The 24,364-nt window shown below is 70.8% G+C and carries 23 protein-coding genes; 6 read left to right on the top strand and 17 right to left on the bottom strand.

Annotation, left to right across the window (positions count from 1 at the left end):
* Positions 1-227: 227 nt before the first annotated feature.
* On the top strand, positions 228-872 hold the full coding sequence (locus ACZ6S6_RS27850; protein ID WP_362965364.1) for a peptidoglycan-binding domain-containing protein: 645 nt from the start codon (positions 228-230) through the stop codon (positions 870-872).
* Positions 873-957: 85 nt separating this feature from the next.
* On the opposite strand, the gene ACZ6S6_RS27855 is transcribed toward ACZ6S6_RS27850, so the two are convergent.
* A complete protein-coding gene (locus ACZ6S6_RS27855; RefSeq protein WP_362965366.1) occupies positions 958-1,479 on the bottom strand; it encodes a hypothetical protein in 522 nt (173 codons plus the stop codon).
* 225 nt (positions 1,480-1,704) lie between these two features.
* On the opposite strand from ACZ6S6_RS27855, the gene ACZ6S6_RS27860 reads away from it, so the two are divergent.
* The 3 genes from ACZ6S6_RS27860 (at position 1,705) to ACZ6S6_RS27870 (ending at position 3,264) form a co-directional block, all read left to right on the top strand.
* Entirely contained in the window at positions 1,705-2,325 is a 621-nt protein-coding gene (locus ACZ6S6_RS27860) for a YceI family protein (protein WP_362965368.1), read from the top strand.
* A gap of 151 nt (positions 2,326-2,476) precedes the next feature.
* Positions 2,477-2,722, top strand: coding sequence for a helix-turn-helix transcriptional regulator (locus ACZ6S6_RS27865; RefSeq protein ID WP_250967425.1), 246 nt, complete (start codon positions 2,477-2,479; stop codon positions 2,720-2,722).
* A complete protein-coding gene (locus ACZ6S6_RS27870; RefSeq protein ID WP_362965370.1) occupies positions 2,719-3,264 on the top strand; it encodes a hypothetical protein in 546 nt (181 codons plus the stop codon). Before ACZ6S6_RS27865 ends, ACZ6S6_RS27870 begins: the two co-directional genes overlap by 4 nt.
* Positions 3,265-3,271: 7 nt before the next feature.
* On the opposite strand, the gene ACZ6S6_RS27875 is transcribed toward ACZ6S6_RS27870, so the two are convergent.
* From ACZ6S6_RS27875 to ACZ6S6_RS27895, 5 genes are all read right to left on the bottom strand, one after another.
* Entirely contained in the window at positions 3,272-3,448 is a 177-nt protein-coding gene (locus tag ACZ6S6_RS27875) for a hypothetical protein (protein WP_469707269.1), read from the bottom strand.
* Positions 3,449-3,609: 161 nt separating this feature from the next.
* On the bottom strand, positions 3,610-3,969 hold the full coding sequence (locus tag ACZ6S6_RS27880; protein WP_469707271.1) for a hypothetical protein: 360 nt from the start codon (positions 3,967-3,969) through the stop codon (positions 3,610-3,612).
* 86 nt (positions 3,970-4,055) lie between these two features.
* Complete coding sequence (locus tag ACZ6S6_RS27885; protein ID WP_362965376.1) at positions 4,056-4,619, bottom strand: DinB family protein; 564 nt, start codon at positions 4,617-4,619, stop codon at positions 4,056-4,058.
* A 182-nt stretch (positions 4,620-4,801) separates the two neighbouring features.
* Positions 4,802-5,431: an SAM-dependent methyltransferase gene (locus ACZ6S6_RS27890; RefSeq protein WP_469707273.1), complete on the bottom strand. Its 630-nt coding sequence runs from the start codon at positions 5,429-5,431 to the stop codon at positions 4,802-4,804.
* Positions 5,428-6,465, bottom strand: coding sequence for an NAD(P)/FAD-dependent oxidoreductase (locus ACZ6S6_RS27895; protein ID WP_469707306.1), 1,038 nt, complete (start codon positions 6,463-6,465; stop codon positions 5,428-5,430). The genes ACZ6S6_RS27890 and ACZ6S6_RS27895 overlap by 4 nt, the downstream gene beginning before the upstream one ends.
* A gap of 380 nt (positions 6,466-6,845) precedes the next feature.
* Here ACZ6S6_RS27895 and ACZ6S6_RS27900 point away from each other — a divergent pair, with 380 nt between their 5' ends.
* The gene (locus ACZ6S6_RS27900; RefSeq protein WP_362965382.1) at positions 6,846-7,577 is read left to right on the top strand and encodes an alpha/beta fold hydrolase; all 732 of its coding nucleotides are present in this window, start codon (positions 6,846-6,848) and stop codon (positions 7,575-7,577) included.
* A gap of 33 nt (positions 7,578-7,610) precedes the next feature.
* On the opposite strand, the gene ACZ6S6_RS27905 is transcribed toward ACZ6S6_RS27900, so the two are convergent.
* Together ACZ6S6_RS27905 and eno are read right to left on the bottom strand one after the other, a co-directional pair.
* Positions 7,611-8,207 (bottom strand): dihydrofolate reductase family protein, encoded by a 597-nt coding sequence (locus ACZ6S6_RS27905; RefSeq protein ID WP_362965384.1) that lies wholly within the window; start codon positions 8,205-8,207, stop codon positions 7,611-7,613.
* 183 nt (positions 8,208-8,390) lie between these two features.
* Positions 8,391-9,689: a phosphopyruvate hydratase gene (eno, locus tag ACZ6S6_RS27910; protein ID WP_469707276.1), complete on the bottom strand. Its 1,299-nt coding sequence runs from the start codon at positions 9,687-9,689 to the stop codon at positions 8,391-8,393.
* 158 nt (positions 9,690-9,847) lie between these two features.
* On the opposite strand from eno, the gene ACZ6S6_RS27915 reads away from it, so the two are divergent.
* Positions 9,848-10,294: a MarR family winged helix-turn-helix transcriptional regulator gene (locus ACZ6S6_RS27915; protein WP_469707278.1), complete on the top strand. Its 447-nt coding sequence runs from the start codon at positions 9,848-9,850 to the stop codon at positions 10,292-10,294.
* Between the two features lie 52 nt (positions 10,295-10,346).
* On the opposite strand, the gene ACZ6S6_RS27920 is transcribed toward ACZ6S6_RS27915, so the two are convergent.
* The 9 genes from ACZ6S6_RS27920 to ACZ6S6_RS27960 form a co-directional block, all read right to left on the bottom strand.
* Complete coding sequence (locus ACZ6S6_RS27920) at positions 10,347-11,756, bottom strand: hypothetical protein (RefSeq protein WP_469707280.1); 1,410 nt, start codon at positions 11,754-11,756, stop codon at positions 10,347-10,349.
* Positions 11,757-11,919: 163 nt separating this feature from the next.
* Positions 11,920-15,000, bottom strand: coding sequence for a glycoside hydrolase family 3 protein (locus ACZ6S6_RS27925; RefSeq protein ID WP_469707282.1), 3,081 nt, complete (start codon positions 14,998-15,000; stop codon positions 11,920-11,922).
* Between the two features lie 152 nt (positions 15,001-15,152).
* Positions 15,153-17,024 carry a discoidin domain-containing protein gene (locus tag ACZ6S6_RS27930; RefSeq protein ID WP_362965394.1) on the bottom strand — a complete coding sequence of 624 codons (1,872 nt, stop codon included), beginning with the start codon at positions 17,022-17,024 and terminating at the stop codon, positions 15,153-15,155.
* A gap of 52 nt (positions 17,025-17,076) precedes the next feature.
* Positions 17,077-18,495, bottom strand: a complete 1,419-nt coding sequence (locus ACZ6S6_RS27935) for a GH1 family beta-glucosidase (protein ID WP_362965396.1) — start codon at positions 18,493-18,495, stop codon at positions 17,077-17,079.
* Between the two features lie 31 nt (positions 18,496-18,526).
* Entirely contained in the window at positions 18,527-19,546 is a 1,020-nt protein-coding gene (locus tag ACZ6S6_RS27940) for an ABC transporter ATP-binding protein (RefSeq protein WP_469707284.1), read from the bottom strand.
* Complete coding sequence (locus ACZ6S6_RS27945; protein ID WP_469707286.1) at positions 19,543-20,541, bottom strand: ABC transporter permease; 999 nt, start codon at positions 20,539-20,541, stop codon at positions 19,543-19,545. Before ACZ6S6_RS27945 ends, ACZ6S6_RS27940 begins: the two co-directional genes overlap by 4 nt.
* 4 nt (positions 20,542-20,545) lie before the next feature.
* A complete protein-coding gene (locus ACZ6S6_RS27950; RefSeq protein WP_362965402.1) occupies positions 20,546-21,526 on the bottom strand; it encodes an ABC transporter permease in 981 nt (326 codons plus the stop codon).
* The gene (locus tag ACZ6S6_RS27955) at positions 21,523-22,581 is read right to left on the bottom strand and encodes an ABC transporter ATP-binding protein (RefSeq protein WP_362965404.1); all 1,059 of its coding nucleotides are present in this window, start codon (positions 22,579-22,581) and stop codon (positions 21,523-21,525) included. The genes ACZ6S6_RS27950 and ACZ6S6_RS27955 overlap by 4 nt, the downstream gene beginning before the upstream one ends.
* Positions 22,582-22,605: 24 nt before the next feature.
* Entirely contained in the window at positions 22,606-24,285 is a 1,680-nt protein-coding gene (locus ACZ6S6_RS27960) for an ABC transporter substrate-binding protein (RefSeq protein WP_469707289.1), read from the bottom strand.
* Between the last annotated feature and the right edge of the window lie 79 nt (positions 24,286-24,364).

Below are 24,364 nucleotides of genomic sequence, written 5' to 3' on the forward strand. Positions count from 1 at the left end.
GCAAACAGGCGTTCACATCAAGCACTTACGACAACGGGCAACAAATGGGAATTGCTCCATTGGTCGAACCGGTGACGGCGCACACTCACCGGCCGCGAATTCCGCTCCATTCCCCTGCGCGGCCGACTCTCTTACCTGGGACGACAGCCAATTCCCGGCAGCCCTTCAACTCCCGTACGCAGCAGGGCCCTTGACGCCATATTCCGGTCCGCGACACGGTGCCTGTCATGCGACAGAAGAGAATGGTTCAGCTCATAGCCGCCGCGGCCACCGCCGGGATACTCCTTTCCGTTCCGGCGACCGCCCAGGCGGCACCCACCCCCCACGGTCTGCGTTCCTTCCAGGCGGCCCACGGCCTCCGGCCCACCGGCTCGGTCGACGCGGCGACCGCCAGGTCACTGCAGGCGGCTCCGGACAGCGAACTGCGGACGGTCTTCACGGTCGCCGCCGACCTCGGCCCGGTCGAGCTCGCCAACGCCCGGACCGTCATCGGCGTCGGCAAGGGCGCGCAGATCCCCGACCAGGGGCAGGTCATCGCCCTGATGACGGCCATGCAGGAATCCAAGTTCGTCAACTACCTGACCCCGGTCGACCACGACTCGCTCGGCATCTTCCAGCAGCGGCCGAGCACCGGCTGGGGCACCCCGGAACAGATCACGGACGTCCCCACGTCGTCCAAGTCGTTCTACGGGGTGGCCCCGTTCGGCAGCAACCCCGGCCTGATCCAGATCGCCGACTGGCAGAACAGGCCGCCGGGCGAGGTGTGCCAGGCGGTGCAGGTGTCGGCCTTCCCCGACGCCTACGCGCAGTGGGAGCAGTTCGCCCGCGACCTGCTGGCCCAGGAGGGCCCCACCGTCGACCCGATCTACTGAGACAGCCGTCACCCGCAGTCGCTACCCCCACACACAGGCGCCCCCGCCCTTGGGCGGGGGCGCCGTCGTGCGCGGGGCCGGAGTGTCAGCAGCCGCCGCAGTTGTAGTACGTCACGTCCCAGTGGTTGCCCTCGTCCGCGTAGACGTTGCCGGAGCCGGACTGGTACTGGGGTGCACCGTCACCGCGCAGGCCGATGTAGCTGAACACGCCGTGGATGTAGTTGGTGAGACAGGTGGTCTTGCCGAAGTCGAGCTTGTAGCCGTTCCAGTGCGAGTACGTGCCACTGGCGTGCCCGGTCTCGGTGCCGCCGGTGATGTTGAGCGCGCAGCCCGTGGCGCTCTTGAGGGTCTGGGCGCCCTGGGCGGTCGGCAGGTTGACCTGGTCGAAGGAGGTGCAGGTGGCGACATTGCGGTTGGAGCAGCCGCCGGAGGACGACCAGGTGACGCCGGACGAACTGAATCTGGCGGTCGCCTGGCTGTGGGTGAGCTTGCTGACGGCGAAGGCGTCCGTCGCACCGGAGACGACACCGACTCCGGGGGCGAAGAGGACTCCGAGGACGAGGGCGAGAGCGGTCAGGACGGGGCGCAGCGTCATACGGGACACCATGGGGACTCCTCCTGTGCATGACAATGTGGGGGCAGGGAGATAGTGCCCGAGCTCTACGCGCGTCCGCCAGAGGGCGTGGGGTGACGGTCGCGTGAATGCATGGCGGCGCGGGTAACGGTCCGGACCTTGATGTTGAACTTTGAACTAGATAGGTCTACAGTGAATCTCGTTGAAGGTTAAACAACTACTTCGAGCCCCGCTCGATCACGTCCCCGAGGAGGAGCCATGGCTCTGTTCAACCGCAAGAACAACGACGCCCAGACCGCCACCACCACCGCGACCGTCGACCCGGCCCTGGCCGCCCTCACCGGCGACTACACGATCGACCCGTCCCACAGCAGCATCGGCTTCACCGTGCGCCACGCGATGGTCACCAACGTGCGCGGCTCCTTCGGTGAGCACGAGGGCAGCCTGAAGCTGGACGGCGCCAACCCGGCCGGCTCCGCCGTGTCGATCGACGTCAAGATCGCCAGCGTGGACACCGGTATCGCGGACCGCGACGGCCACCTGGTCAGCGGCGACTTCTTCGACGCCGAGAAGTTCCCCCTCATGACGTTCCGCTCGACCTCCGCCGAGCAGCTCGGCGGCGACAAGTACCGCGTCACCGGCGACCTCACCATCAAGGACGTCACCCGCCCGCTCGCCATCGACCTGGAGTTCAACGGCTCCGCGACCGATGTGTACGGCAACGAGCGCGTCGGCTTCGAGGGCGGCACGGACATCCTGCGCTCCGACTGGGGCCTGACCTGGAACGCGGCACTGGAGACCGGTGGCGTGATGGTCAGCGACAAGGTGAAGCTGAACTTCGACATCTCCGCGATCAAGGCCGCCGCACCGCAGGCCTGACGCCGAGGGAACACCCGGCCCGAGCGCGCCCGCCTTCCGCCCCCTCATGGGGAGGACGGCGGGCGCTCGGCGTCGTGGGGTCCGTCGGCCCCACCCCTCCGACCCACCCACTCTGTTGCGCACCTACCCCTGAATGTAGTACTTCTTATACATGAGCGAGCAGGTTCACAACAGGTTGGCGATGGTGCGCGCGGAACGCAAGGTGTCGCGGCAGGCGCTGGCCGAAGCGGTCGGCGCCCACTACCAGACCATCGGATACATCGAGCGCGGGCAGTACAACCCGAGCCTCGATCTTGCGCTGCGCGTCGCCGAGTTCTTCGATCTGCCGGTGGAGGCCCTGTTCTCCCTCCGGCCGTTCCGCCCGCTCACGGACGAGGTCTACGGGAGGAAGCAATGACCACCACCGGCGCAACCCGGCACACCCGCTACGACCGGCGCATGTTCGCCGTGATGAACAACCCCCGGGCGGACGCGCTGCACGCGACGGCCGCACGCCGACGCACGGCCGTCGGCGCCCATGTGGTGCTCACGGCGGCGGGCGTGGCCGCGGGCATCGGCTCGTACGCGAACGACCGGCCCTGGCTCGCCGTCGCCGTGCTCGTCCTGCTCCTCCCCTGGTGCCTGGCAACCGGCGTGCTCAACGGCGCCACCCGGGGGCTGCTCGAACTGCGCACGCACGTCCTGGACGAACGCCAGCTCGCGGAGCGGGACAGGGTACGGGCGCGGGCGCACCGCGTGACCACGTATCTGCTGGCGTGCGCGGTCCTCGGTGTCGCCGCGGCCGACTGGGGCGGTCAGGTACGGGCCGGGACCCTGCTCGTCCCCGTCCTGGCCGCGGTCTTCGTCACGCACTGGCTGATGCCGCTGTGGGTGGCCGGCCTCACGGCGCGGGACGAGCCGGCGGGCGACGCGGAGCAGGGGCCAGGTTCGCTGATGTAGCCGGCCGTCAGAGCCGCTCGTGGTTGGCCCAGACGGCCTTGTACGGGCGCCGGGCCTGCCGGCGCCGGATGAGTTCCCCGGCTCCGGGGGCCACGAACGAGGCGTTGAGCGCGTCGAGGCCGGCCGGCCGGCCGCACGCGACGAGCTGCGGATGGCCGGCCTGGAGGGCGGGACGCCGCCGCACTGAAAGGGTGTACCGGCAGCGGGAGCGGGCCGGAGATCATGGACGCGGCGGTGTCCGCGGCCAGGACGCGGCAGGACCCGGCGACACACCGGGGTGCGAGCCCTGTCGGGTGACGTCGCCGGGTCCGGTGCTCGCGTCCCGCTACGGCAGGGGCCGCGGCTTCAGCACTCGCGAAGGCCGGGCGCCGGGTCCTGGCCGGTCCTCACGGAGACGGCGGGGACGTTGCCCCACTGGCCGTTGTCGAGCTGGGTCCAGTACCAGATGTCGTTCTGGCCCTCGTGGGGGTCGCCGTGGCCCCAGCAGGCGAACCAGTTGAACCCGGTGGTGAGCGTGCCGCGGGTCGCCGAACGGTAGGAGCGGTCCGCGTATCCCTTCGCGCCGACGGCGTTGCCGCAGTACAGCCGGCCGTCGGAGCGGACACCGCACTCGGCGGCATGGGCGGTCGTGGCGGGCACGGAGAGTGCCAGCAGGGCGGTGGCGGCGAGGGTGCCCACCGCGGTGGTCAGGCGTCGAGTATTCATGATCGACTCAACGGCTGAGCCGGAGCGGTGGTAACGGCCACCGCCCCTGGCCTCGGGCGTAGGGGCGCGCGGACCACCCCTCCGGGTCAGCCCATGGTCTTGGCGCCGTCCAGCGACTCGCGGATGATGTCGGCGTGCCCGGCGTGCTGAGCGGTCTCCGCGACGACGTGCACCAGTACCCGGCGGGCCGACCACCGCGCGTCGGCCTCGTTCCAGGGAGCCTTGGGCAGCGCATGGGTGACACCCAGGTCGGGCAGGGTGGCGAGCAGTTCGTCGGTCCGGCGGGCCACCTCGGCGTAGTCGGCCAGCACACCCGCCAGCGTCTCTCCGGGCAGCATCCGGAATCCATCGGTCCGCCGGGCGAAGTCGGCCTCGGTCATGGCGGTGAAGTCCGGCATCGCCACGGGCCCGTGCACGATGAAGTCCGCCCAGCTCCGTTCGACCTCGGTGACGTGCTTGACGAGACCGCCCAGGCACAGCTCGCTCGCGGTGGTCCGCAGCCCGGCCTGCTCGTCGGTGAGGTCATGGGTGGTGAAGCGCAGGAAGTGACGCTGCTTGGTCAGCGCCTCCAGCAGGTCGGCGCGCTCGCCGGTGAGGGCCGGGGCGGCGGCCGCCTCACGGGTGTCCGCGTTATTGACGTTCACGTTCATGATCTCTGCCTTCGGTCGTTCCTGTTCCGCCGGTCGAGGACCACATTAGAAGCCATATAGGTCAGATCCTGGCCTCAATGGCCTCAGCGGCTCAACGACCTCAATGACGGTTGGATGCCGGCGTGCCGGCCGCCATGGCGGCCGGCACGCCGGCATCCTCGCCCCGCGCCCGTGGACCGCCGTCAGCGGCGGCGGACCTTCAGCGCGTTGTCGGTACGGGTGGTGGGGTTCCCGTCCGGGTCGTTCTGCACGCGCTCGTGCTCCTCGCTGAGCAGCACCTCCCACTCCCCCGCCGGGAGTTCGAGGGAGGCGAGCACCTCGTCGGTGGTGGGGAGTTCCATGTCCGCGTGGTCGTGCTCCCACGCCGGGAAGCCCGCGTGCCCGACGACCAGGAGCACTCCGCCGGGCGCGACCGCCGAGGCGGCCCGCCGCAGGATCTCCTCGCGCGGCAGGTCGCCCATCGAGTGCAGGAACGAGGCGGAGACAAGGTCGTACTCCCCCTCGGGGAAGGAGACGCCGAGGTCGTGGAACTGCCAGTCGATCCGGTCGGCGACCCCGGCATCGGCGGCGTGTTCGGCGGCCCGGCCGAGAGCGACGCGCGAGATGTCCGTGGCGGTGACCTGCCAGCCCCAACGAGCGAGCCAGACCGCGTCCGCCCCCTCGCCGCACCCGAGGTCGAGGGCGCGCCCCGGTGTCAGACCCTCCACTTCACGGACGAGCGCGGTGTTGGGGTTCCCGCTCCAGATCCGGCTGCTCTCGCGGTAGCGCTCGTCCCAGAGTTCCGCGTCGGACGGCGTGCTGTCGGTTGTCATCGTGTCTCCTGCAGTCCGTGACGGCGGCTTCCGAGCGTCTTCTCGCAGACCTGGCGCTCGGCCTCCGCCGAGAAGGGCGCGCGGCGGGCCTCGACCGCGCGGCGGGTGTCTTCGCCCATCAGGTCGGCGTTGATGGCGGAGGCCGCCTTCAGCCCTGCCGCGGCGGCGCCGATGACCTGTTCCATCAGGTTGGCGACGTTACCGGCGACCCAGACACCGGGCACCTCGGTCGCACCGGACGGATCGGACGCGATGTACGTACCGACGGTGTTGCCGCCCGCCTCCAGCGCGGTGGCGTGCAGTCCGAGGCCGTCCAGGACCCCGGACCGCGCGGTGAACCGCGGCTGCACCACCACGGCCTCGCGCGGCACGACCCGCCCGCCGGCCAGCCGCACCCCGGTCAGGCGGTCCCCGCTCACCTCAAGCCCGGTCACCTCCCCGTCCACCACGGCGATGCCGCGCGCGGCGAGCTGCTCGTACTCCTCGTCGCCCGGCTCGGGCGCGTTGTGCAGGAAGAGGGTGACGTCGTCGCTCCACTGCCGCCAGAGCAGCGCCTGGTGCACGGCCATCGGGCTCCGGGCCACGATGCCGACCGGCATGTCCCGCACCTCCCACCCATGGCAGTACGGGCAGTGCAGCACGTCCCGCCCCCACCGCTCGGCCAGGCCGGGGATCGGCGGCAGTTCGTCGACGAGCCCGGTGGTGACGAGGAGACGGCGCGCGGTGACGGCGGTCCCGTCCGCCCGTACGACCCGGAACCCGGCCCCGCCCGGCAGCCTCTCGGCGGTCACGGCCTCACCCTCGACGATCTCGGCCCCGTACCCGGAAGCCTCTTCCCGGCCGGTGGCCAGCAGCTCGGTGGGCGGGACACCCTCGCGCCCCAGGTAGTTGTGCGCGTGGGACGCGGGTGCGTTGCGCGGGCTGCCCGCGTCGATCACCAGCACCGAACGCCGGGCCCTGGACAGCACCAGGGCCCCGCTCAGCCCGGCGGGCCCGCCACCGATCACCACTACGTCGTACGTCTGCGTCGTCATGTCGCTCATGCGAAACACCTCCATCTACGGAGATGGTGGACGCCCCCGCCGCCCACGGCAAACATCCTTGCCGAAGCGGCAAACTCGTGTCGGCCGGGCTGGGCGGCCTCACGCCCGCCGGCGTCCTGCGCGCCCACGGCATCCCGGCCACCGTCTGTGAGGCGGAGGTCTCACCGAGGCGTGAGCCAAGGAGGCCGCCGACGCAGGGGGCCGCGAACGCGAGACCGTACCGCCAGGGTGTGGACACCTGCGCTCCGGGCGGCCCCGCCGCTCCGACGCCGGGACCTGGACACCGCCGTGGACACCAGCAGGGGCATAGTGGCCGGGACCATCGTGTGGCCGGGTCGCCGGCCCGCGGCGAGCGCTGATCCGGAGGACTCATGACAGCGTCCGACGCACCGCCCATCGTCTTCGTGCACGGGACCCGGTTCAGCGCGGGGCAGTGGAGCACGCAGCTGGCATCGCTCGGGGTGGAGTTCCGGGCCGCCGCTGTCGATCTGCCGGGCCACGGCGCCCGCTCCGCCGAGCCGTGGAGTCTGGACGCGGCGACGGAGATCATCGGCTCCGCGGTGGACTCGCTCGGCCACGGGCCGGCCCTGGTCGTCGGGCACTCGCTCGGCGGGTACGCCTCGCTGGAGTTCGCACGGCGCCGCCCGAAGCTGCTGCGGGGGCTGGTCCTCGCGGGGGCCAGCGCCTCGACCCGGGGTGCGTGGGCCTTGCCGTACCGCTGGGCCGCCGGGCTCGTGCCCCGTCTGCCGGCGGACAGACTGACCCGGTGGAACGACCGGCTGCTGCGCCAGCTCTACCCGCCCGAGGTGGTGGCGGCGACCATCGGCTCCGGCTACGCCTTCCACACCCTGCCGGCGGCCTGGGGCGACGTACTGGGCCGCTTCGACGCGGGCGCGATGCGTCATGTGGATGCCCCGGTACTCATCCTGAACGGCGAGAAGGACACCGTATTCCGGTCCGGCGAGAGGGAGTTCGCCCGTGCGCACCCGGACGCCCGCGTCGAACTGATCCCGCGGGCGAGGCACCTCGCCAACTTCGATGATCCGGACGCCTTCACCGATGCCGTCCGCCGCTTCGCCCGGCAGCTTCCCGCCCGCAGCTGAGCACGCCGGGGCCGGGAGCCCCGAGGGCAGCCGCTATCCCTTGGCCACCGGACGGTAGGTGCACACCTGAACGCCCGCACCGCTGGTGACGGCCGAGACCAGTTCGAGCGTGCGCAGTCCGCCGTCCGCGGGGAAGATCGACTTTCCGCCGCCCAGCAGCACCGGCATGATCACGAGCCGGAGCTCGTCGACCAGGCCCTCGCTCAGCAGGCCGCGCACGAGCGTGGGGCTTCCCATGACCAGCAGGTCACCGTCGCCCTTCTCCCGCAGTTCCTGGACGCGGGCGGTGAACTTCTCGCCGGGAATGCGCTCGGTGTTGTTCCACGTCAGGTCACCGTCGCCCAGGGTGCCGGTGACGACGTACTTCGGGAGGGCGTTCATCCGGTCGGCGAACGGGTCGCCCGCGCGCTCGGGCCATGCCGCGGCCATCGTCTGCCAGGTGCGGCGGCCGAACAGCAGGGCCCCGGCCGCGCCCACCGATTCGCTGAAGGAGGCACCCACCACTTCCGCGTCGAAGAACGGGTGCGACCAGCCGCCGTGCGCGAAGCCGCCGTCCCTGTCCTCCTCGGCGCCGCCCGGCGCCTGCACGACGCCGTCCAGGCTGATGAACTCGCTGATGACAACGCGCATAGCGCTCACTCCTCGGCACATCGGGTCAGGTGTACGGCAACAGAGACTGCCACGGCGTCCGGAACTCATCGCTGTTCTCCGGTCCGGCGGCGACCCGCGCGTCGGCCGCGTTCGATGAGCGGTGCCACCCGTTCACGTTGCGCCACAAGCCGGGGACGGCTGCCGTCCCCGCCGTTTCGCGCCTCAGCCGGCGGACGCGGCGGCGCGTCCGTACACCGCGGACTCCCCCAGCTCCTCCTCGATCCGGATCAGTTGGTTGTACTTGGCCGTGCGGTCCGACCGGGACAAGGACCCGGTCTTGATCTGCCCGCACCCCGTGGCGACGGCCAGATCCGCGATGGTCGTGTCCTCCGTCTCGCCGGAGCGGTGGGACATGACCACCGCCCATCCGGCCCGCCGCGCGGCGTCCACCGTCCCGAGCGCCTCGGTCAGCGTCCCGATCTGGTTGACCTTGACCAGGACCGCGTTCCCCACCCCCGTACGGATGCCTTCCCGCACCAGCGCCTCGTTGGTGCAGAACACGTCGTCCCCGGTCAGCTGGCACCTGCTCCCGACCCGCGCCGTCAGCTCGCGCCAGCCGTCGAGGTCGTCCTCGGCCATCGGGTCCTCCACCGAGACGATCGGGTACGTGTCGATCAGCTCGGCGAGGTAGTCGACCTGTTCGGCGGACGTACGCCGGACGCCCTCTCCCGTGTACGCGTACACACCGTCCCGGTAGAACTCCGACGACGCCGGGTCCATGACGAGGCCGATGTCCGCGCCGGGCCGGTACCCGGCCCGCTCGACGGCGGCCATGACGAAGTCGAGCGCCTCCTCGGCCGTGCGCAGCGCGGGCGCGAAACCGCCCTCGTCGCCGACGCCGGTGGAGTGACCCGCGGCCAGCAGGTCGCGGCGGAGGGTGTGGAAGACCTCGGAGCCCATCCGGACGGCCTCCGCGAAGGATTCCGCGCCCACCGGCGAGATCATGAACTCCTGGAAGTCCAGCGGGTTGTCGGCGTGGGCGCCGCCGTTGACGATGTTCATCATCGGCACCGGGAGCACACCGGCGCCGGCCCCGCCGAGGTAGCGGTACAGCGGCTGCCGGTGCGAGACGGCGGCGGCCTTCGCGGTGGCGAGGGAGACCCCGAGCAGGGCGTTGGCGCCGAGCCGCGCCTTGGTGGGCGTGCCGTCGAGCGCGACGAGCGCGGCGTCGAGGCCGGCCTGGTCGTCGGCGTCCCGTCCGGTGACGGCGTCCGCGATCTCGCCCCTCACATGGGCCACGGCCCGGTCGACGCCCTTGCCGTGCCAACGGCGAGGGTCGCCGTCGCGCAGCTCCACCGCCTCGCGGGCGCCGGTGGAGGCGCCGGAGGGGACGGCGGCGCGGCCCAGGGATCCGTCGGCGAGGACGACGTCGACCTCGACGGTGGGGTTGCCGCGGCTGTCGAGGACGGCGCGGGCGGTGACGGCGCGGACTGCGGTCGAATCAACTGTGTGTGCGGGCATGGGAGTTCCTTCCCGTTGTCGCCTGCCGGGCCCTGGCTGCGACGACGCTGGCGCTCGGCCCGACATGACGAAACTGTACAGCATTGCTGTTCAGTCATGCTGTTCAGTTCCGCTGTTCAGTTATGCCGCGCGACGGCGTTTCCGGGTTAAAGTGCCCTGTGCCCACCCCGGAAGCCGCCACCGTCGCCGCCGAACTGCGTACCGCCATGGGCAAGCTCAGCCGGCGCGTGAAGAGCGAGGACCTGATCCCGGTCGGGCAGGTCGCCGTGCTCGGTGTTCTGGACCGCGACGGCGCCATGACCACCAGCGATCTCGCGACCGATCAGCGCGTGCGCCCGCAGTCGATGGCCCGCGCGGTCGGCCTCCTCCTTGAGCAGGGCCTCGTCACCCGCAGGGCCCATCCCACGGACGGGCGCAAGTCCCTGCTTGAGCTGTCGGACTCCGGCCGGGCCGCGCTGGAAGCGGAGCGCGGCCGCAGGGCCGGCTGGCTGGCTCTGGCCATCGAAGCGGAACTGACCGAGAAGGAGCGGGAGTTGCTCGCGCACAGCGCGGCCCTGATGGAGCGGCTGGCCGCGCGCGAGGGCCTCTTCCGAAGTCCCGCCTGACCCGCGGCGGGCGGCAGGAAGCCGGGGGCGGGGCGGGCGTTCACCACACGCCTCAGAACCCGCCGCCCCCGAAGTCACCGCCGCCGCCGAAGCCGCCACCGTCACCGAAACCGCCGCCGCCGCCGTCGCCGAAGCCGCCGCCTCCGAAGCCCGAGGAGTCGAAGTCGGAGCCGGAGAAGTCGCCACCGCCGAAGTCGCCGCCCGCGCCGAAGTCACCGCCCCCGTACTCCGCCGCGTACGCCGGGGTGGAGAGCATCGAGCCGAGCATGGTGCCGACCAGCAGGCCGGGGAGCAGGCCGCCGCCGAAGTAGCCGCCCGCCCAGGGGCCGTAGGCCGGGCCCGCCTCCCAGTAGGGGCGGCGGCTGCCGTCGCCCATGTCGACGGTGCGGCTCATCGGGTCCTCGCCGTCGCGCAGCCGGATCTCGTCGGCGCCGCAGACCGGGACCTCGCGTGCCGTACCGCCCGACGGGGTCCAGCGGACATCGGCCACCGACGGGCCGTGGCGCGGGTCGAAGAAGCAGGGCGGGCGGCGCGCGGGCAGTTCGCCGCCGGTGCGCCGGGCCTCCAGGACGGCGAGCGAGAAGCGCCCGTCCTCCAGTGCCTGGGTCACCCCGCGCACGTCGGAGGGGTGCCGGGCGTGCTCCATACGCGATTTCGCGCTCTCGTAGGAGTCGAGGGCGCGTTCGTAGTCCGCGCGCATCGAGTCGTCGGCGCCCGCCTCCGCCGGATGGAAGTCGAGCCGGTCCAGTGTCTCCCCGTACTCCGTGATGTCCTCGTCCACGACGACCCGGAGCTTGTCGAGCGCGGCCTGCTCCTCGGCCTCCTTGCGCCCGCGGTTGCGGCGCACGATCGCGTAGGCCCCCGCACCGCCGACGACCGCCACCGCACCGATCGCGATCAGCCCGGCGGTGGACGAGCCCTGGCCGGACGAGGAGCCGCCCCAGGAGGCGGGGGCGTGGCCGCGGGCCTGTTCGACGGCACGGTCGACGAAGGCGTTCAGCTGGGTCGCGGCGCCGGGGCCCGCGCCCGGGACCTTCACGGCGGCGGTGAGATTCCGGACCGCCTGCCCGGACATCACCTGTGGGTCGGCGCCCGCGTTGAAGCCGTTGCCGAGGCGTATCGCGTAGACGCCGGTGATCCCGGTGTCGGTGCGCAGCGTTCTGAGCACGCTCTGCGCGGGGAAGGCGGAATTCTGCGGCAGCACGGCCACGAACACCGGCTTGTCGGCGTCCTTGATCTTCTTCGTGAGGGCGGCGGCCTGGCTCCGGGAGAGCTGCCCGGCCGCGGCCGGGTCGACGTACACCGGGCTCTTGCGCAGCGCCTGCGCCACGTCATTGACGGTGGAGGCGCTCGTCGCCGCAGGCGCGGCGGGCGCCAGGACCAGGGCGGCCGCCGACAGGATCAGCAGCAGCCCTGCCAGCAGCGCCGGGAGCAGGAGAGCCTGGAACGGTCTGTTCCGCATAATTCGAACGTAACCCACCCGGCCCACACGTGCGTCTCGGGACCGGGACCGGGACCAGCCAGGACCGGGGCCGGGACCTCGGGCTTGTCATGTCACGGGGCGCGAGCCGCACCCGCGGAAGTCCGGGGGCGGGCGGAGCCTGTGCGCCACCCGCCCCCGAGCCTCAGGCGGCCCGGTAGGCCGCCCTCAGCTTGGCCACCGCGCCGGTCAGGTCACCGGTCAGCAGCAGGTGGTCGGCATCCGCGAACGGCTTGGACACCGCTTCGCCGAGCTTGCCGCCGGTCTTCTGCTGGACCAGCAGCCGGGCCTGGCCGACGATGGTGCGGCCCACCTCCGTCCGGCCGAGGCCGGTCCGCTCGGCGACCTGGGCCGCCAGGGCGAGCGCGGTGAGCGTCAGCTCGCCGCCCGCCGGGGGCTTCCTCAGCGTGGTCAGGCCCCAGCCGTAGGGGAACTGCGGGTCGTACGCCGCGTCCCCGACGTTGATCGGCAGCTGCGACTCCGACTTCGGCCAGGTCACCGGCAGTTGTCCGGTGAAGGCCCGCTTTCCGTAGAGCACGTCGGCCACGCCGTCGCCCTCGGTGCCCGGCAGCCAGGAGGCCACCAGCGCGTCGATGCCGTCGAGCCGGTCACCGATGAGCTGCGGGCGGCCCGAGACGATCAGCACGGCGCACTTCATCGCGGCGCAGACCTTGTCGACCGCCGCCTTGTCGGCGGCGGACAGCTCCAGGTCGTGGCCGTTGCCGACGTCACCGACGCCCTCCGCGTACGGGGTCTCCCCGACGACCACGACGCCGACGTCGTAGCCGTCCGTGGCGGCCGAGGCGTCCTTGGAGTACGTGACCGAGGCGGCGTCCTTCTTCATGGCCGACAGGATCGTGGTGCCCGGAGTGATGTCGCCGGACGAGCCCTGCCAGCTGACGGTCCAGCCGCCGGCCTGGTTGCCGATGTCATCGGCATTGGACCCGGCGACGTACACCTTCTGCGAGGACTTCAGCGGCAGCACGCCGCCGTCGTTCTTCAGCAGCACCTGGGACTTGGCGGCGGCCTCGCGGGCCACGGCGCGGTGCCCGGCCGAACCGACCTTGCCGAGGTTGCCCGTGTCGGCGTACGGCTTCTCGAACAGACCCAGCCGGAACTTCTGGGTCAGGATGCGGGAGACCGCGTCATCGATCCGGGCCTGCGGGACGCGGCCCGCGGTGACCTCGTCCTGGAGCGTCCTGGTGAACTCCTTGTACGCCGTCGGCACCATGATCATGTCGAGTCCGGCGTTGACCGAGGTGCGGACGTCGCTCGCGTAGTCGCCGGGGATCTGGTCGATCGCCTGCCAGTCGCTGATGACGAAGCCCTCGAAGCCCATCCGGTCCTTCAGCACACCGTTGATCATCTCGGCGTCGGCGTGCATCTTCACCGGGCCCTTGTCGTCCCCGATGATGTCGAGCGAGGAGTACGAGGGCATGACCGTGCCGATGCCGCGCTTGACGGCCTCGCCGAACGGGGCGAGGTGGACGGCTTCGAGCTCCTGTCGGGTGACCTTGGTGACGCCCTGGTCGATGGGGTACGAGCCGGTGGTGGAGGAGCCGTACTCCGTACCGCCGTCGCCGACGAAGTGCTTGGCGGTGGCCAGTACCTTGTCGCTCCGGTCCAGGTTCTTGCCGGACGCGGCGCCCTGCATGCCCTGGATCACCGTCTCCAGCGACTCGACGAGAGCCGGGTCCTCGCCGTACGACTCGTAGGAGCGGCCCCAGCGTTCGTCGCGCGAGACGCAGAGGCAGGGCGCGAAGTCCCACGGGATGCCGGTGGCGCGGACCTCGCTCGCGGTGACGGCGCCGGTCTTCTCAACGGTCTTCGGGTCACGGGTGGCGCCGAGGCCGACGTTGTGCGGCATGATCGTCGAGCCGACGACGTTGTTGTGGCCGTGCACCGCGTCCACGCCGTAGATCAGCGGGATCTGGAAGCGGGTCGCCTGGGCGCGCAGCTGGTAGGAGTCCACCATCTTCGCCCACGCCTGGGGGGTGTTGGGCGTGGGGACCGAGCCGCCGCCGGAGAGCAGCGAGCCGAGGTCGTAGCCCGCGATGTCGCCCTGCGAGGTGAGCGCGTTGCGCTCGGCCTGGGTCATCTGGCCGGCCTTCTCGGCGGGCGACATCCGGGCGAGCAGGTCGGCGACCCGCTTCTTCACCGGCAGCTTGGCGTCCTGGTAGGGCAGTCCGTGGGCGTCGATGACGACCTGCGGGTTCTCCTTCGGAGGCTTGGCGCCGGTGACGGTGACTTCGAGCGGAATCGTCTTGGCCGAGGCCGCTCCGGCCGTCTTCCTCGTCGCGACGGAGACCCGGTGCGAGGTGCCGGACGCGGTGCCTGCGGGGAAGGTGTAGGTGCCGCTGACCGGGGTGTAGTCGGTGCCGGACCCGGCGCTGCCGCCCTTGGTCTCGTACTCGACGGTGACGGGGTCCTCCAGCGGTGCCGAGCCGGTGGTGGCGACGGAGAGGTCGATGTCGGCGGTGGCGCCCTGCTTGACCGGGTGCACGGCCGCGTCGGCGGTGACGCTCGCCTTCAGGGCCGGGTCGGCCTTTCCGTACAGCTCCATGCCGTCCATGGCGAACGAGCCGGGGGTGCCGGTCGGCAGGGTGAGGGCGTAGCCCCACATCTCGTCGAGGCCGAGTATCTGGTCGATGCCGCCGACGGGCTGGTAGTCGGCCCGGTAGGTGAAGTCGGCGAAGGGGATCTCGATCTGGTGCCAGCCCTCCCAGTCGTCGGTGAAGGAGGTGGTCCACAGCTCGGACGCCTCGCCGTCGGCGCCGCCGTCCTTGATCTCGAAGCTGATCTTCTTGCCCGAACCGGGGGGCAGGGGTGCGGTGTTCTGCCCGTACCACCAGAAGCGGATGCCCTTGTGCGCGGACCAGTCGTGGGCGGGCTGGTCGGCGGCGTAGTCGTGGCTGAGTCCGCCGTAGCCGCTGATGTCGTAGGTGCCTTCGAGGACCTTGGCGCCCTCGGGGGCGTCCGCGCGCTCCTTGATCGCCAGGGTCGGCGGGTCGTCGGCGTCGCCGCCCCAGGTGAAGATCCCCTCGGCGGGCTGGTTCGCGAACGGGACCTCGCCCTCGAACCGGTCGATGGCGACGGGCGCGGGATCGTCGGCCGCGGCGGGTGCGGCCGCGCTGGGTGCGGCCCCGGCGAGCAGGCCGGCCAGGACGGTGGCGGCGGCGAGGGCGGCCGTCGCGGGTCTCGACCGGTGACGGGTGCGTGGTGGCATGGGTGCGGCTCCTTCGTACGGTGCCGCGCGCGGCACAGCGGGTGCGAGTGCGGGTGCGAGTGCTGTGCCGCGCGCGGGGGTGCGGGTAGGACCGGGCCTTGCTGCTTCTGCTGTTCTCTTACTTCTTCTGTTCTCTTACTTCTTCTGCTCGACTACTTCTTCTGCTCGACCTTGACCCAGTCGATCTCGGCCTTGATGCCGCCCTGGGCGATCCGGTCGACGCTGGACTGCGGGAGACCCCAGTAGGGCTCGGTGACCTGGTTCCAGCCGGCGGGGTAGGCGCCGCCGAGGGCCAGGTTGAGGATCACGTACTGGTTGTGGTCGAAGACCCACTGGCCGCGGGTGGACTCCAGCTTCTGGCGGGAGGTCCGCTGGACGACCCGGTCGTCGACGGTGAACGTCATGCCTTCGGCCGTCCACTCGACGCCGTAGGTGTGCCACTCGTCGGCGCGGCCGCCGTCCGGGTAGGTCTGCTGCTTACCGATGTTGCCGTCGGCGGAGTAGCCGGGGCCGTGCAGCGCGGAGCTGGTCCAGTCCCCGTAGCCGATGTTCTCCATGATGTCCGTCTCGCCGGAGCCGGGCCAGGAGACCTTCGGGTCGTCGACGTCGCTGCCGAGCATCCAGAACGCGGGCCAGTAGCCGTCGCCGACCGGCAGCTTCATCCGGGCGCTGACCTTGCCGTAGGTGAAGTCGAACTTGGTGTTGGTGTCGACCCGGCCGGAGGTGAAGTCGAAGGTGCCGTTGGGCGTGGGGGTGCAGCCCTTGCAGTACTTCGACTCCAGGACGAGGGCGCCGTTCTCGGTGCGGATGTTGTCCGTCGAGTCGACGTAGGCCTGCGACTCGCCGTTCACCGGGCCCATCTCCGTGCCGGTGCGCACCACCCGCCACTTGGAGCGGTCCAGGCCGGAGTCGGTGAAGTCGTCGAAGAACGTGGTGCTGTACGCGCCGCCGGGGTCCTCGGGCAGGGCCGGGTAGGCGGCGTCCGCGCTGCCTCCGGTGCCCCAGACCTGGAACTCGTAGAGCGAGTAGCCGAACTGGGCGGTGGCGGGTGCCGGGTTGTAGAAGGAGCGGCGCTCCACGCCGAGCATCCGCACGTAGCGGCCGGTCGCCGGGGTGGGCAGGGTGACGGTGTCGTGGCGGCCGGCGGCCTCGCCGGGCGCCTGCACGTCGGCGCGGCGGGCGGCGACCTCGTCGGCGGTGGGCTGGTAGACGGTGCGCCAGGTGCTGTTGTCGTCGGAGACCTGGACGCGGTAGTCGACGCCGTACGCCGCCTCCCAGTACAGGTCGACCGAGTCGATGGTGGAGGTGGCCCCGAGGTCGACGCTCACCCAGCGGTCTGCGTTCCAGTCGCTGGACCAGCGGGACTGGCCGCCCTTGAGGTCGGCCGGCCAGCCGCCGTCGGTGACGAAGGCGGGTGAACTGCCCGCGTCCTGGTAGAGGTCGCCGTACGCGGGGTGGTTCAGGGCCAGGTTGGTACGGGTGGTGGAGGCGGGTGCGGGCTCGCCCCCGTACACCTTGAAGGAGGCCAGGGCGTAGCCGTTCGCGGTGGCGCGCTGGATGCCGCGCATCCGGACGTAGCGGCCGGTGGTCTCCTGCGGGTAGGTGTGGGCGGTGACGCTGCCGCCGGTGCCGTCGTCCTCGGTGTAGAACGTCGTCCAGTCGGTGCCGTTCCTCGACACCTCCAGGACGTACTGCTTGCCGTAGGACGCCTCCCAGTCCAGGGTGACCTGGCTGATCCGGAGCGTGGCGCCGAGGTCGACCCGTAGCCAGGCGTCGTCGGCGGCGTCGCTCGACCAGTGGGTGGCGGCGTCGCCGTCCGCGGCGGCGCCCGGTCCGGTGGCGTCGTTCTCGCTGCCGGACGCGGTGACGGCGCCGGGGTCGGCGGTGTAGGCGGAGGCCGCCCGGTCGGTGTCCCAGGCCGCGGCCTGGGCGGCGGCCCGTGGGGCGGGCGCCGCGAAGGCCATGGGGGCGGCGAGGGCCAGCAGTGCGGCGGTGGTGGCTGCCAGAGTCGTACGAGAGGGCACGGTGGGGCTCCCGTTCGTATCAATGGGGCTGCGCGACTGCGCGCGGGCGCAGCTACGCGTTCCGGGTGTGGTGGATGGTGTCGCGGTACCACTTGGCGCTGTCCTTGAGCGTCCGCACCTGCGTGTCGTAGTCGACGCGGACGATGCCGAATCGCTTGTCGTAGCCGTAGGACCACTCGAAGTTGTCCATCAGCGACCAGGCGAAGTAGCCCCGGACGTCGGCCCCTTGGGCGCGGGCGGCGGCGACGGCGGCGATGTGGTCGGCGAGATAGGTGGTGCGGTCGGCGTCGTGGATCTCGCCGTCCGGTGAGACGGTGTCGTCGAAGGCGGCGCCGTTCTCGGTGATGACCGTCGGGAGACCGTAGTCCTTCTCCAGACGGACGAGCAGGTCGGTGAGGGCGGTGGGGGTGATCTCCCAGTCCATCGCGGTGCGGGGCAGGTCGCGCTCGACGACGCGGGTGACGGGCAGTCCGTCGGCGTCCGCCGTCGCGCCTTCCTCGGTCACGCCGGAGAAGAGGGAGCCGCGGTAGAAGTTGACGCCGAGGACGTCCAGCGGGGTGGCGATGACCGCCAGGTCGCCGTCCTGGACGGGGAGTTCGACGCCCTGCGCGGCGAGGTCGGTGACGATGTCCTCGGGGTAGGCGCCCTTGACGACCGGGTCGAGGTAGAGGCGGCAGCCGAGTCCGTCGGCGCGGCGCGCGGCCTCGGCGTCCTCGTGGCTCCGCGTCTCGGGGGTGGCGGTGCCCAGGTTGAGGGTGAGGCCGAGTTCGAGTTCGTTGCCGCGTGCGGCGGCCTGCTCCCGCAGGTACCGCGAGGCGAGGCCGTGGCCCAGCAGCAGGTGGTGGACGGCGTGGATCGCCTCGCCGAAGTTCTGCCGGCCGGGGGCCTGGTTGCCGTACGCGTAACCGAGCATCGCCGAGCACCACGGCTCGTTCAGCGTGGTCCAGTGCTTCACCCGGTCGCCCAGGGCGTCGTAGGCGAGGGCGGCGTACTCGGCGAACCGGTAGGCGGTGTCACGGGCCGGCCAGCCGCCCGCGTCCTCCAGCTCCTGCGGCAGGTCCCAGTGGTAGAGGGTGATCCAGGGGGTGATGCCCTTGGCCTCCAGCTCGTCGACCAGGCGCTTGTAGAAGTCGAGGCCCTTCGCGTTGGCGGGGCCCCGGCCGCCGGGCTGGATGCGCGGCCAGGCCAGCGAGAAGCGGTACGTGTCGACGCCCAGGCCGGCGATCAGCGCGACGTCCTCGGGCATCCGGTGGTAGTGGTCACAGGCCACGTCGCCGTTCTCGCCGCGGACGACCATGCCCGGCACCCCGCAGTACGTGTCCCAGATCGAGGGCGTTCTGCCGTCCTCGGCCGCCGCTCCCTCGATCTGGTAGGCGGCTGTGGCGACGCCCCAGCGGAAGTCAGCGGGCAGACCGGACACGGCCTGGGCGGTGATCTCGCGGGCGTAGGCCTGGGGGGTGACGAGGTTCATGGTTCTCCTGTGGTGTGCGTGGCGTAGTGCGCTACGACCGGGCGGCCGGGACGGTGGCGGCCGGGGTCTCCCGGTGGAGCCAGCAGGCCACCGAGCGGGAGCTGTCGCCGTCCGGCGCGGCGAGCGCCGGGACGTGGGTGTCGCAGCCCTCGACCTTCTTGGCGCAGCGGGGGTGGAAGGCGCAGCCGGCGGGCATCGCGGACAGGTGCGGGGGCGAGCCCGGGATGCCGCTGAGTTCGCGGCGGGGGCCGTGCAGTGCGGGGAAGGAGTGGAGCAGTCCGTCGCTGTAGGGGTGGCGGGGGTCGCGGTAGATGTCGGAGGAGCCGGCCTCCTCGACGATCCGGCCGCCGTACATGATCGCGATCCGGTCGGAGAACTCGATCAGGAGCGAGATGTCGTGCGTGATGAAGACGACCGAGAAGCCGAGCTCCTCGCGGAGCTTGACCAGCTGGCGCAGGATCTGGCGCTGCATGACGACGTCCAGGGCCGTCGTGGGCTCGTCCATGATGACGATCTCGGGTTCCAGCGCGAGTGCCATCGCGATCATCACGCGCTGGCGCATTCCGCCGGAGAGCTGGTGCGGGTAGGCCCCGAGCCGGTCGGCGGAGATCCCGACGAGTTTCAGCAGTTCCTCGGCGCGTGCGGTGCGTGCGGCCCGCTTCATCTCCGGGCGGTGGGCCTGGAGTACGTCGGTGAGCTGGCTGTGGACCGTGTGGACCGGGTTGAGGGAGTTCATCGCGCCCTGGAAGACGATCGACAGCTCCTGCCAGCGGAAGGCCCGGAGTTCGGGCGCCGACAGGGTCAGCAGGTCGAGCGTCTGGCCGTCGCGCTGGTGGTAGCGGACCTCGCCGCCGGTGATCACGCCGGGCGGGGAGAGCAGCCGGGTGACGGCGTACGCCAGGGTGGACTTGCCGGAGCCCGATTCGCCGGCGAGGCCGAGGACTTCGCCCCGGTGCAGGGTGAGGTCGATGTCGCGCAGCGCGTGCACGGCGTCGTCGCCGGTCCCGTAGTCGACGTTGAGGCCGCTGATGGTGAGGACGGGCTCGCTCATGAGCGGGTCTCCTTGTCGTGCCTGCCGCGCGCCGCGGCCTTGTCCGTACCGCGTGCCACGGGGGTGAAGCCGACCCGCATCCGGACCTTGCGGGAGCCGCCGGTCTCGGTGCGCAGGCGCGGGTTGACGAATTCGTCGATGCCGAAGTTGATGAGGGCGAGGGACATGCCGAGCAGGGCGATGCAGAGCCCGGCCGGGACGAACCACCACCACGCGCCCTGGGCCAGGGCCTGGTTGGACTGCGCCCAGAACAGGACGGTCCCCCAGTTCCAGTTGGAGATGTCGGCGACGCCGATGAAGGCGAGGGTGATCTCGGAGAGGATGGCGAAGATGACCGTGCCGACGAAGCCGGAGGCGATGACGGCGGTCAGGTTGGGCATCACCTCGAACAGGATGATCCGCCAGGTCGACTCGCCGGTGGCACGGGCCGCCTCGATGTAGTCCCGGCGGCGCAGCGAGAGCGTCTGGGCGCGCAGCACGCGGGCGCCCCAGGCCCAGGAGGTCAGGGCGATGACGGTCGCGATGAGCAGGTCGCTCGCGTCGGAGACGAAGCTGGCGATGATGATGATCAGCGGCAGTCCGGGGATGACGAGGAAGACGTTGGAGAGCAGCGAGAGCACCTCGTCGGTGGTGCCGCCGAGGAAGCCGGCGCTGACGCCGATCAGCACGGACAGGATCGTGGCGAGGATGCCGGCGATGAATCCGACGACCAGCACGCCCCGGGTGCCGACGAGGATCTGCGAGAGCACGTCCTGACCGGTCTGGGTGGTGCCGAACCAGTGGGCCCCGGAAGGCGGCTGGAGCAGTTCCCTGCCCATGGTGTCCGGGTCGTACGGGGCGATCCACGGGCCGATGACGGCGATCAGCACGAAGAAGAGCAGGATGACGAGTCCGATGACGGTCTTGCGTCCGCGCAGGAACCGGAACCTGCGCTTGCTGGGCGCCGGGGTCTCGGCGGTGTCGAGTACGGCGACTTCGGTGGCGGTGACGGCCATGGTCCTAGGCCTCCCTTCGGGTACGGGGGTCGAGGATCATGTAGAGCACGTCGGCGAGGAGGTTCGCGGCAAGGACGGAGAGCGTGATGATCAGGAAGACGCCCTGCATCAGGGGGTAGTCCTTGGCTCCCACGCCCTGGAAGAGCTGGTAGCCGATGCCCGGGTAGGAGAAGACCATCTCCACCAGCAGGGTGCCGCCGACGATGAAGCCGAGCGAGAGCGCGAAGCCGGAGATGTTGGGCAGGATCGCGTTGCGGGCCGCGTACCCGAACATCACCCGGCGCTCGGAGAGCCCCTTGGCCTGGGCGACCATGACGTAGTCCTCGGAGGAGACCGTCACCATCATGTTGCGCATGCCGAGGATCCAGCCGGCGACCGCACTGAGCACGATGGTGAGGCCGGGGAGCACCCCGTGGTAGAGCGCGCTGGAGATGAACGGCCAGTCGAAGGCGGGCACGAGCGAGTTGTCGTAGCCGCCGGCGGCCGGGAAGAACGGCCACTTCACGGCGAACAGCGAGATGGCGATGAGGCCGAGCCAGAAGTACGGGATCGCGGAGATGAAGGTGGTGACGGGCAGCAGGCTGTCCATCCAGGAGCCGCGCCGCCAGCCGGTGAAGACGCCGATCCCGGTGCCGAGGACGAAGCTGATCAGCGTGGTGATGCCGACGAGCGCGAGCGTCCACGGCAGCGACTGGGCGATCACCTCGCTCACCGGTGTGGGGAAGAAGGTGAAGGACAGGCCGAGGTCGCCGTCGAGCAGATGCCCCCAGTACGAGGTGTACTGCTCCCAGAGCGACTGGTGCTTGTCCAGGCCGAAGAGGGCCTTGAGGGAGGCGATGGCGCTGGTGTCCAGCTGCCCCTGGAACCGGGCGATGAGCGCCTGCACCGGGTCGCCGGGCATCAGCCGCGGGATGAGGAAGTTGATGGTGATCGCGGCCCACGCGGTGACCAGGTAGAAGGCGAGCCTCTGGAGCAGGTACTTCACTTCGCGGCCTCCTTCTCGCGGTCACCGTCGCGGCCGGCGCCGTCGGCGTACAGCCAGCAGGCCGCCCACTGGCCGTCGGCCAGGTCGAAGCGCGGCGGCAGTTCGGTGCGGCAGCGCTCCATCGCCTTGGGGCAGCGCGGGTGGAAGCGGCAGCCGGCCGGTGGCGCGATGAGCGAGGGGGGCTCGCCGCTGCCGGTCTCCTCCTGCTCCGCCTCGGCGACCACCCGGTCCGGGTCGGGAGCCGAGGCGATCAGCAGCTGGGTGTAGGGGTGTGCGGGGCGCTGGGTGACGGTCTCGCTGTCGCCGCCCTCCACGATCCGGCCCGCGTACATCACCAGCGTGGAGTCCGCGAAGTAGCGGGCGGAGGCGATGTCGTGGGTGATGTAGAGGATCGCGAGGTGCATGCGGTCCTTGAGGTCCTTGAGCAGGTTGAGCACCCCGAGCCGGATCGAGACGTCCAGCATCGAGACGGGCTCGTCGGCGAGGAGGACCTGGGGGTCGGCGCCGAGCGCGCGGGCGATCGCCACGCGCTGGCGCTGACCTCCCGACAGCTCGTGCGGGAACTTGTCCAGGTACTGATGAGGAGGAGTCAGCTGGACGCGGTTCAGCAGAGCGGTCAGGTTCTGTTCCAGTTCCGCCTCGCCGTTCCCCGCCCGGCCGTGGATCTTCAGTGCCCGGGTGAGGTGGTAGCGCACGGTGTGCACCGGGTTCAGCGAGGCGAACGGGTCCTGGAAGATGAGCTGGACCCGGCGTACGTAACTGCGGAAGGACCGGCCACGTCCGGCCTTCACCGGCTTGCCGCCCAGGTGGATCTCGCCCTCGGTGAGCGGATACAGCTGGGCGAGCAGTCTGGCGACGGTGGACTTCCCGGAGCCCGACTCCCCCACCAGCGCCGTGACGGTGCCGCGCCGCAGTTTCAGCGAGACGTCGTCGACGGCGTGGACGCTGCGGCGCTTGCCCGCGAGGAGATCGCGGCCGGTGCGCCGCACGGCGAAGTGTTTGGTGACTCCGCGTGCTTCGAGCACGACGTGGTTCTTTTCGAGCTGTTCAGACATGGCCGGTACCTGGATCCCTGGGTCCTACTTCTTCGACGGCTTGAGCTTCAGCACGACTTCCAGCGACGAGGGCTGGGTGTGCTGCGGGTCGGCGTACGGGTCGGCCTCGGTGGGCCAGCCCACCCAGTTCTTGGTGGAGTACTCGGCCCCGATGGGGGCGGCGGCGGTGGGGATCATCGGCGCCTGCTCGACCATGATCTTCTGCAGGGTGTTCATCGCGGTGATGCGGGTGGTGTCGGTCGTGGCGTTGGCGAAGTCCTTGAGCGCCTCGGTGGCCTCGGTGTTCTTGAAGCGGCCGAAGTTGCCGAGCTGGGAGGCCTTGCCGATGGGCTGGAGCAGCGCGCCGTCCATGATGTTCTGGTACATGTCGTACGGGGTGGCGCCGCTGTTGGTCCAGTGCAGGGTGGCGTCGAAGTTGCCGTTGGCGACGTCCGCGCCCCAGGCCTCGGCGGTCTGGGTCTTGACCTTGGCCTCGATGCCGAGCTTCTTGATGTTGTCCTTGATGATCGCGAGGCCGGTGATGTAGTCGTTCCAGCCGGCCGGGTCGGTGAAGGTCAGCTTCACCGGCTTGCCGCTGGGGTCCTTCAGCACTCCGCCGCTGAGCGTGAAGCCGGCCTTGTCGAGGATCTTCTTGGCGCCCTCGACATCGGGCTTCGTGGTGGCGTTCTTGTACTCGGGTGCGATGAAGGACTTGCCGGCGGGCAGCGGGATGCCGGTCGGGTTGGTGATCTCCGGGTAGAGGGTCGCCTCGGCCTGGACGTAGATCGCGTTGCGGTCGACGACCATCGCCATGGCCTTGCGCAGCGCGGGGTTGTCGAACGGCTTGCGGGCGGTGTTGAACCACAGTCCGTGGATGCCGAGCCCGGAGGGGAACCACAGCTTGTGGTTCGCGGGGTCCTTGGCGATGTACAGCTGCTTGTAGTTCGGCATGAAGACGAACGACCACTCGAGCTTGCCGCTGGCCAGGGCGGTGGTGGCGGCGCTGTTGTCGTTGTAGGTGCTGTACCGCAGCTCCTTGACCTTCGTCGCACCCTTCCAGTAGGTGGGCGTGGCGGTCAGGGTGGTGGTCTGCGGGGTGAACGTCTTCAGCTTGTACGGGCCCGAGCCGACGGGGGTCCGGTTGGGCCAGGTCTCCGGGTCCTTGACGCCTTCCCAGATGTGCTTGGGCACGATGAACTGCTGGATGATCTTGTTCTGGTTGACGTACTGCGAGTCGTCGAAGGTCAGCACGACCTTCTTGCCCTTGACCTCGACCCCGCCGTAGGCGATGCCGTTGCCGTTGAGCGCCGGGTGCTTCTTCAGCAGGTTGAAGGTGAACGCCACGTCCTGGGCGGTCAGCGGCTTGCCGTCGGCCCACTTGGCCTTGTCGTCGAGGGTGAAGGTGACCTTGGTGAAGTTGAGGTCCCACTCCCAGGACGTCGCCAGCCACGGGTCGGCCTTGTCGGCGGGCCGGATCTGGCTCGTCATCGCCAGCGGCTCGTAGATCATGTAGCGGTAGCCGAGGGTGGCGCCCGCCGAGGTGTTGAGGAACGGGTTGCTGTTGTTCGTCTGCGGCCCGTCCGGCTTGCCCAGCGTCAGGACTCCTGACGCGGCGCCGCCGCCCTTGTTGGCGTTCGAGTTGGCTGACGAGCATCCGGCGGCGAGCGCGACCACCGCGGTGGCGAGCGCGACCGCTCTGAGCGTGTGGTGACGGCGTGCGGACATGGCGACTCCAGGAGGGACTGGCGGGTCTGGGAGATCCGGGAACGGGCAGCGCTCGGCGCGCCGGGTACGGGCGGTGCGG

This window comes from Streptomyces sp. NPDC048671, from assembly GCF_055587045.1.

Coding starts and splice junctions, on each gene's coding strand:
- ACZ6S6_RS27925 (WP_469707282.1), bottom strand. CDS start 15,000: ATGCCACCACGCACCCGTCACCGGTCGAGACCCGCGACGGCCGCCCTC.
- ACZ6S6_RS27920 (WP_469707280.1), bottom strand. CDS start 11,756: ATGCGGAACAGACCGTTCCAGGCTCTCCTGCTCCCGGCGCTGCTGGCA.
- ACZ6S6_RS27865 (WP_250967425.1), top strand. CDS start 2,477: ATGAGCGAGCAGGTTCACAACAGGTTGGCGATGGTGCGCGCGGAACGC.
- ACZ6S6_RS27855 (WP_362965366.1), bottom strand. CDS start 1,479: ATGGTGTCCCGTATGACGCTGCGCCCCGTCCTGACCGCTCTCGCCCTC.
- ACZ6S6_RS27955 (WP_362965404.1), bottom strand. CDS start 22,581: ATGTCTGAACAGCTCGAAAAGAACCACGTCGTGCTCGAAGCACGCGGA.
- ACZ6S6_RS27945 (WP_469707286.1), bottom strand. CDS start 20,541: ATGGCCGTCACCGCCACCGAAGTCGCCGTACTCGACACCGCCGAGACC.
- ACZ6S6_RS27935 (WP_362965396.1), bottom strand. CDS start 18,495: ATGAACCTCGTCACCCCCCAGGCCTACGCCCGCGAGATCACCGCCCAG.
- ACZ6S6_RS27940 (WP_469707284.1), bottom strand. CDS start 19,546: ATGAGCGAGCCCGTCCTCACCATCAGCGGCCTCAACGTCGACTACGGG.
- ACZ6S6_RS27870 (WP_362965370.1), top strand. CDS start 2,719: ATGACCACCACCGGCGCAACCCGGCACACCCGCTACGACCGGCGCATG.
- ACZ6S6_RS27960 (WP_469707289.1), bottom strand. CDS start 24,285: ATGTCCGCACGCCGTCACCACACGCTCAGAGCGGTCGCGCTCGCCACC.
- ACZ6S6_RS27880 (WP_469707271.1), bottom strand. CDS start 3,969: ATGAATACTCGACGCCTGACCACCGCGGTGGGCACCCTCGCCGCCACC.
- ACZ6S6_RS27885 (WP_362965376.1), bottom strand. CDS start 4,619: ATGAACGTGAACGTCAATAACGCGGACACCCGTGAGGCGGCCGCCGCC.
- ACZ6S6_RS27900 (WP_362965382.1), top strand. CDS start 6,846: ATGACAGCGTCCGACGCACCGCCCATCGTCTTCGTGCACGGGACCCGG.
- ACZ6S6_RS27890 (WP_469707273.1), bottom strand. CDS start 5,431: ATGACAACCGACAGCACGCCGTCCGACGCGGAACTCTGGGACGAGCGC.
- ACZ6S6_RS27850 (WP_362965364.1), top strand. CDS start 228: ATGCGACAGAAGAGAATGGTTCAGCTCATAGCCGCCGCGGCCACCGCC.
- ACZ6S6_RS27895 (WP_469707306.1), bottom strand. CDS start 6,465: ATGACGACGCAGACGTACGACGTAGTGGTGATCGGTGGCGGGCCCGCC.
- ACZ6S6_RS27905 (WP_362965384.1), bottom strand. CDS start 8,207: ATGCGCGTTGTCATCAGCGAGTTCATCAGCCTGGACGGCGTCGTGCAG.
- eno (WP_469707276.1), bottom strand. CDS start 9,689: ATGCCCGCACACACAGTTGATTCGACCGCAGTCCGCGCCGTCACCGCC.
- ACZ6S6_RS27860 (WP_362965368.1), top strand. CDS start 1,705: ATGGCTCTGTTCAACCGCAAGAACAACGACGCCCAGACCGCCACCACC.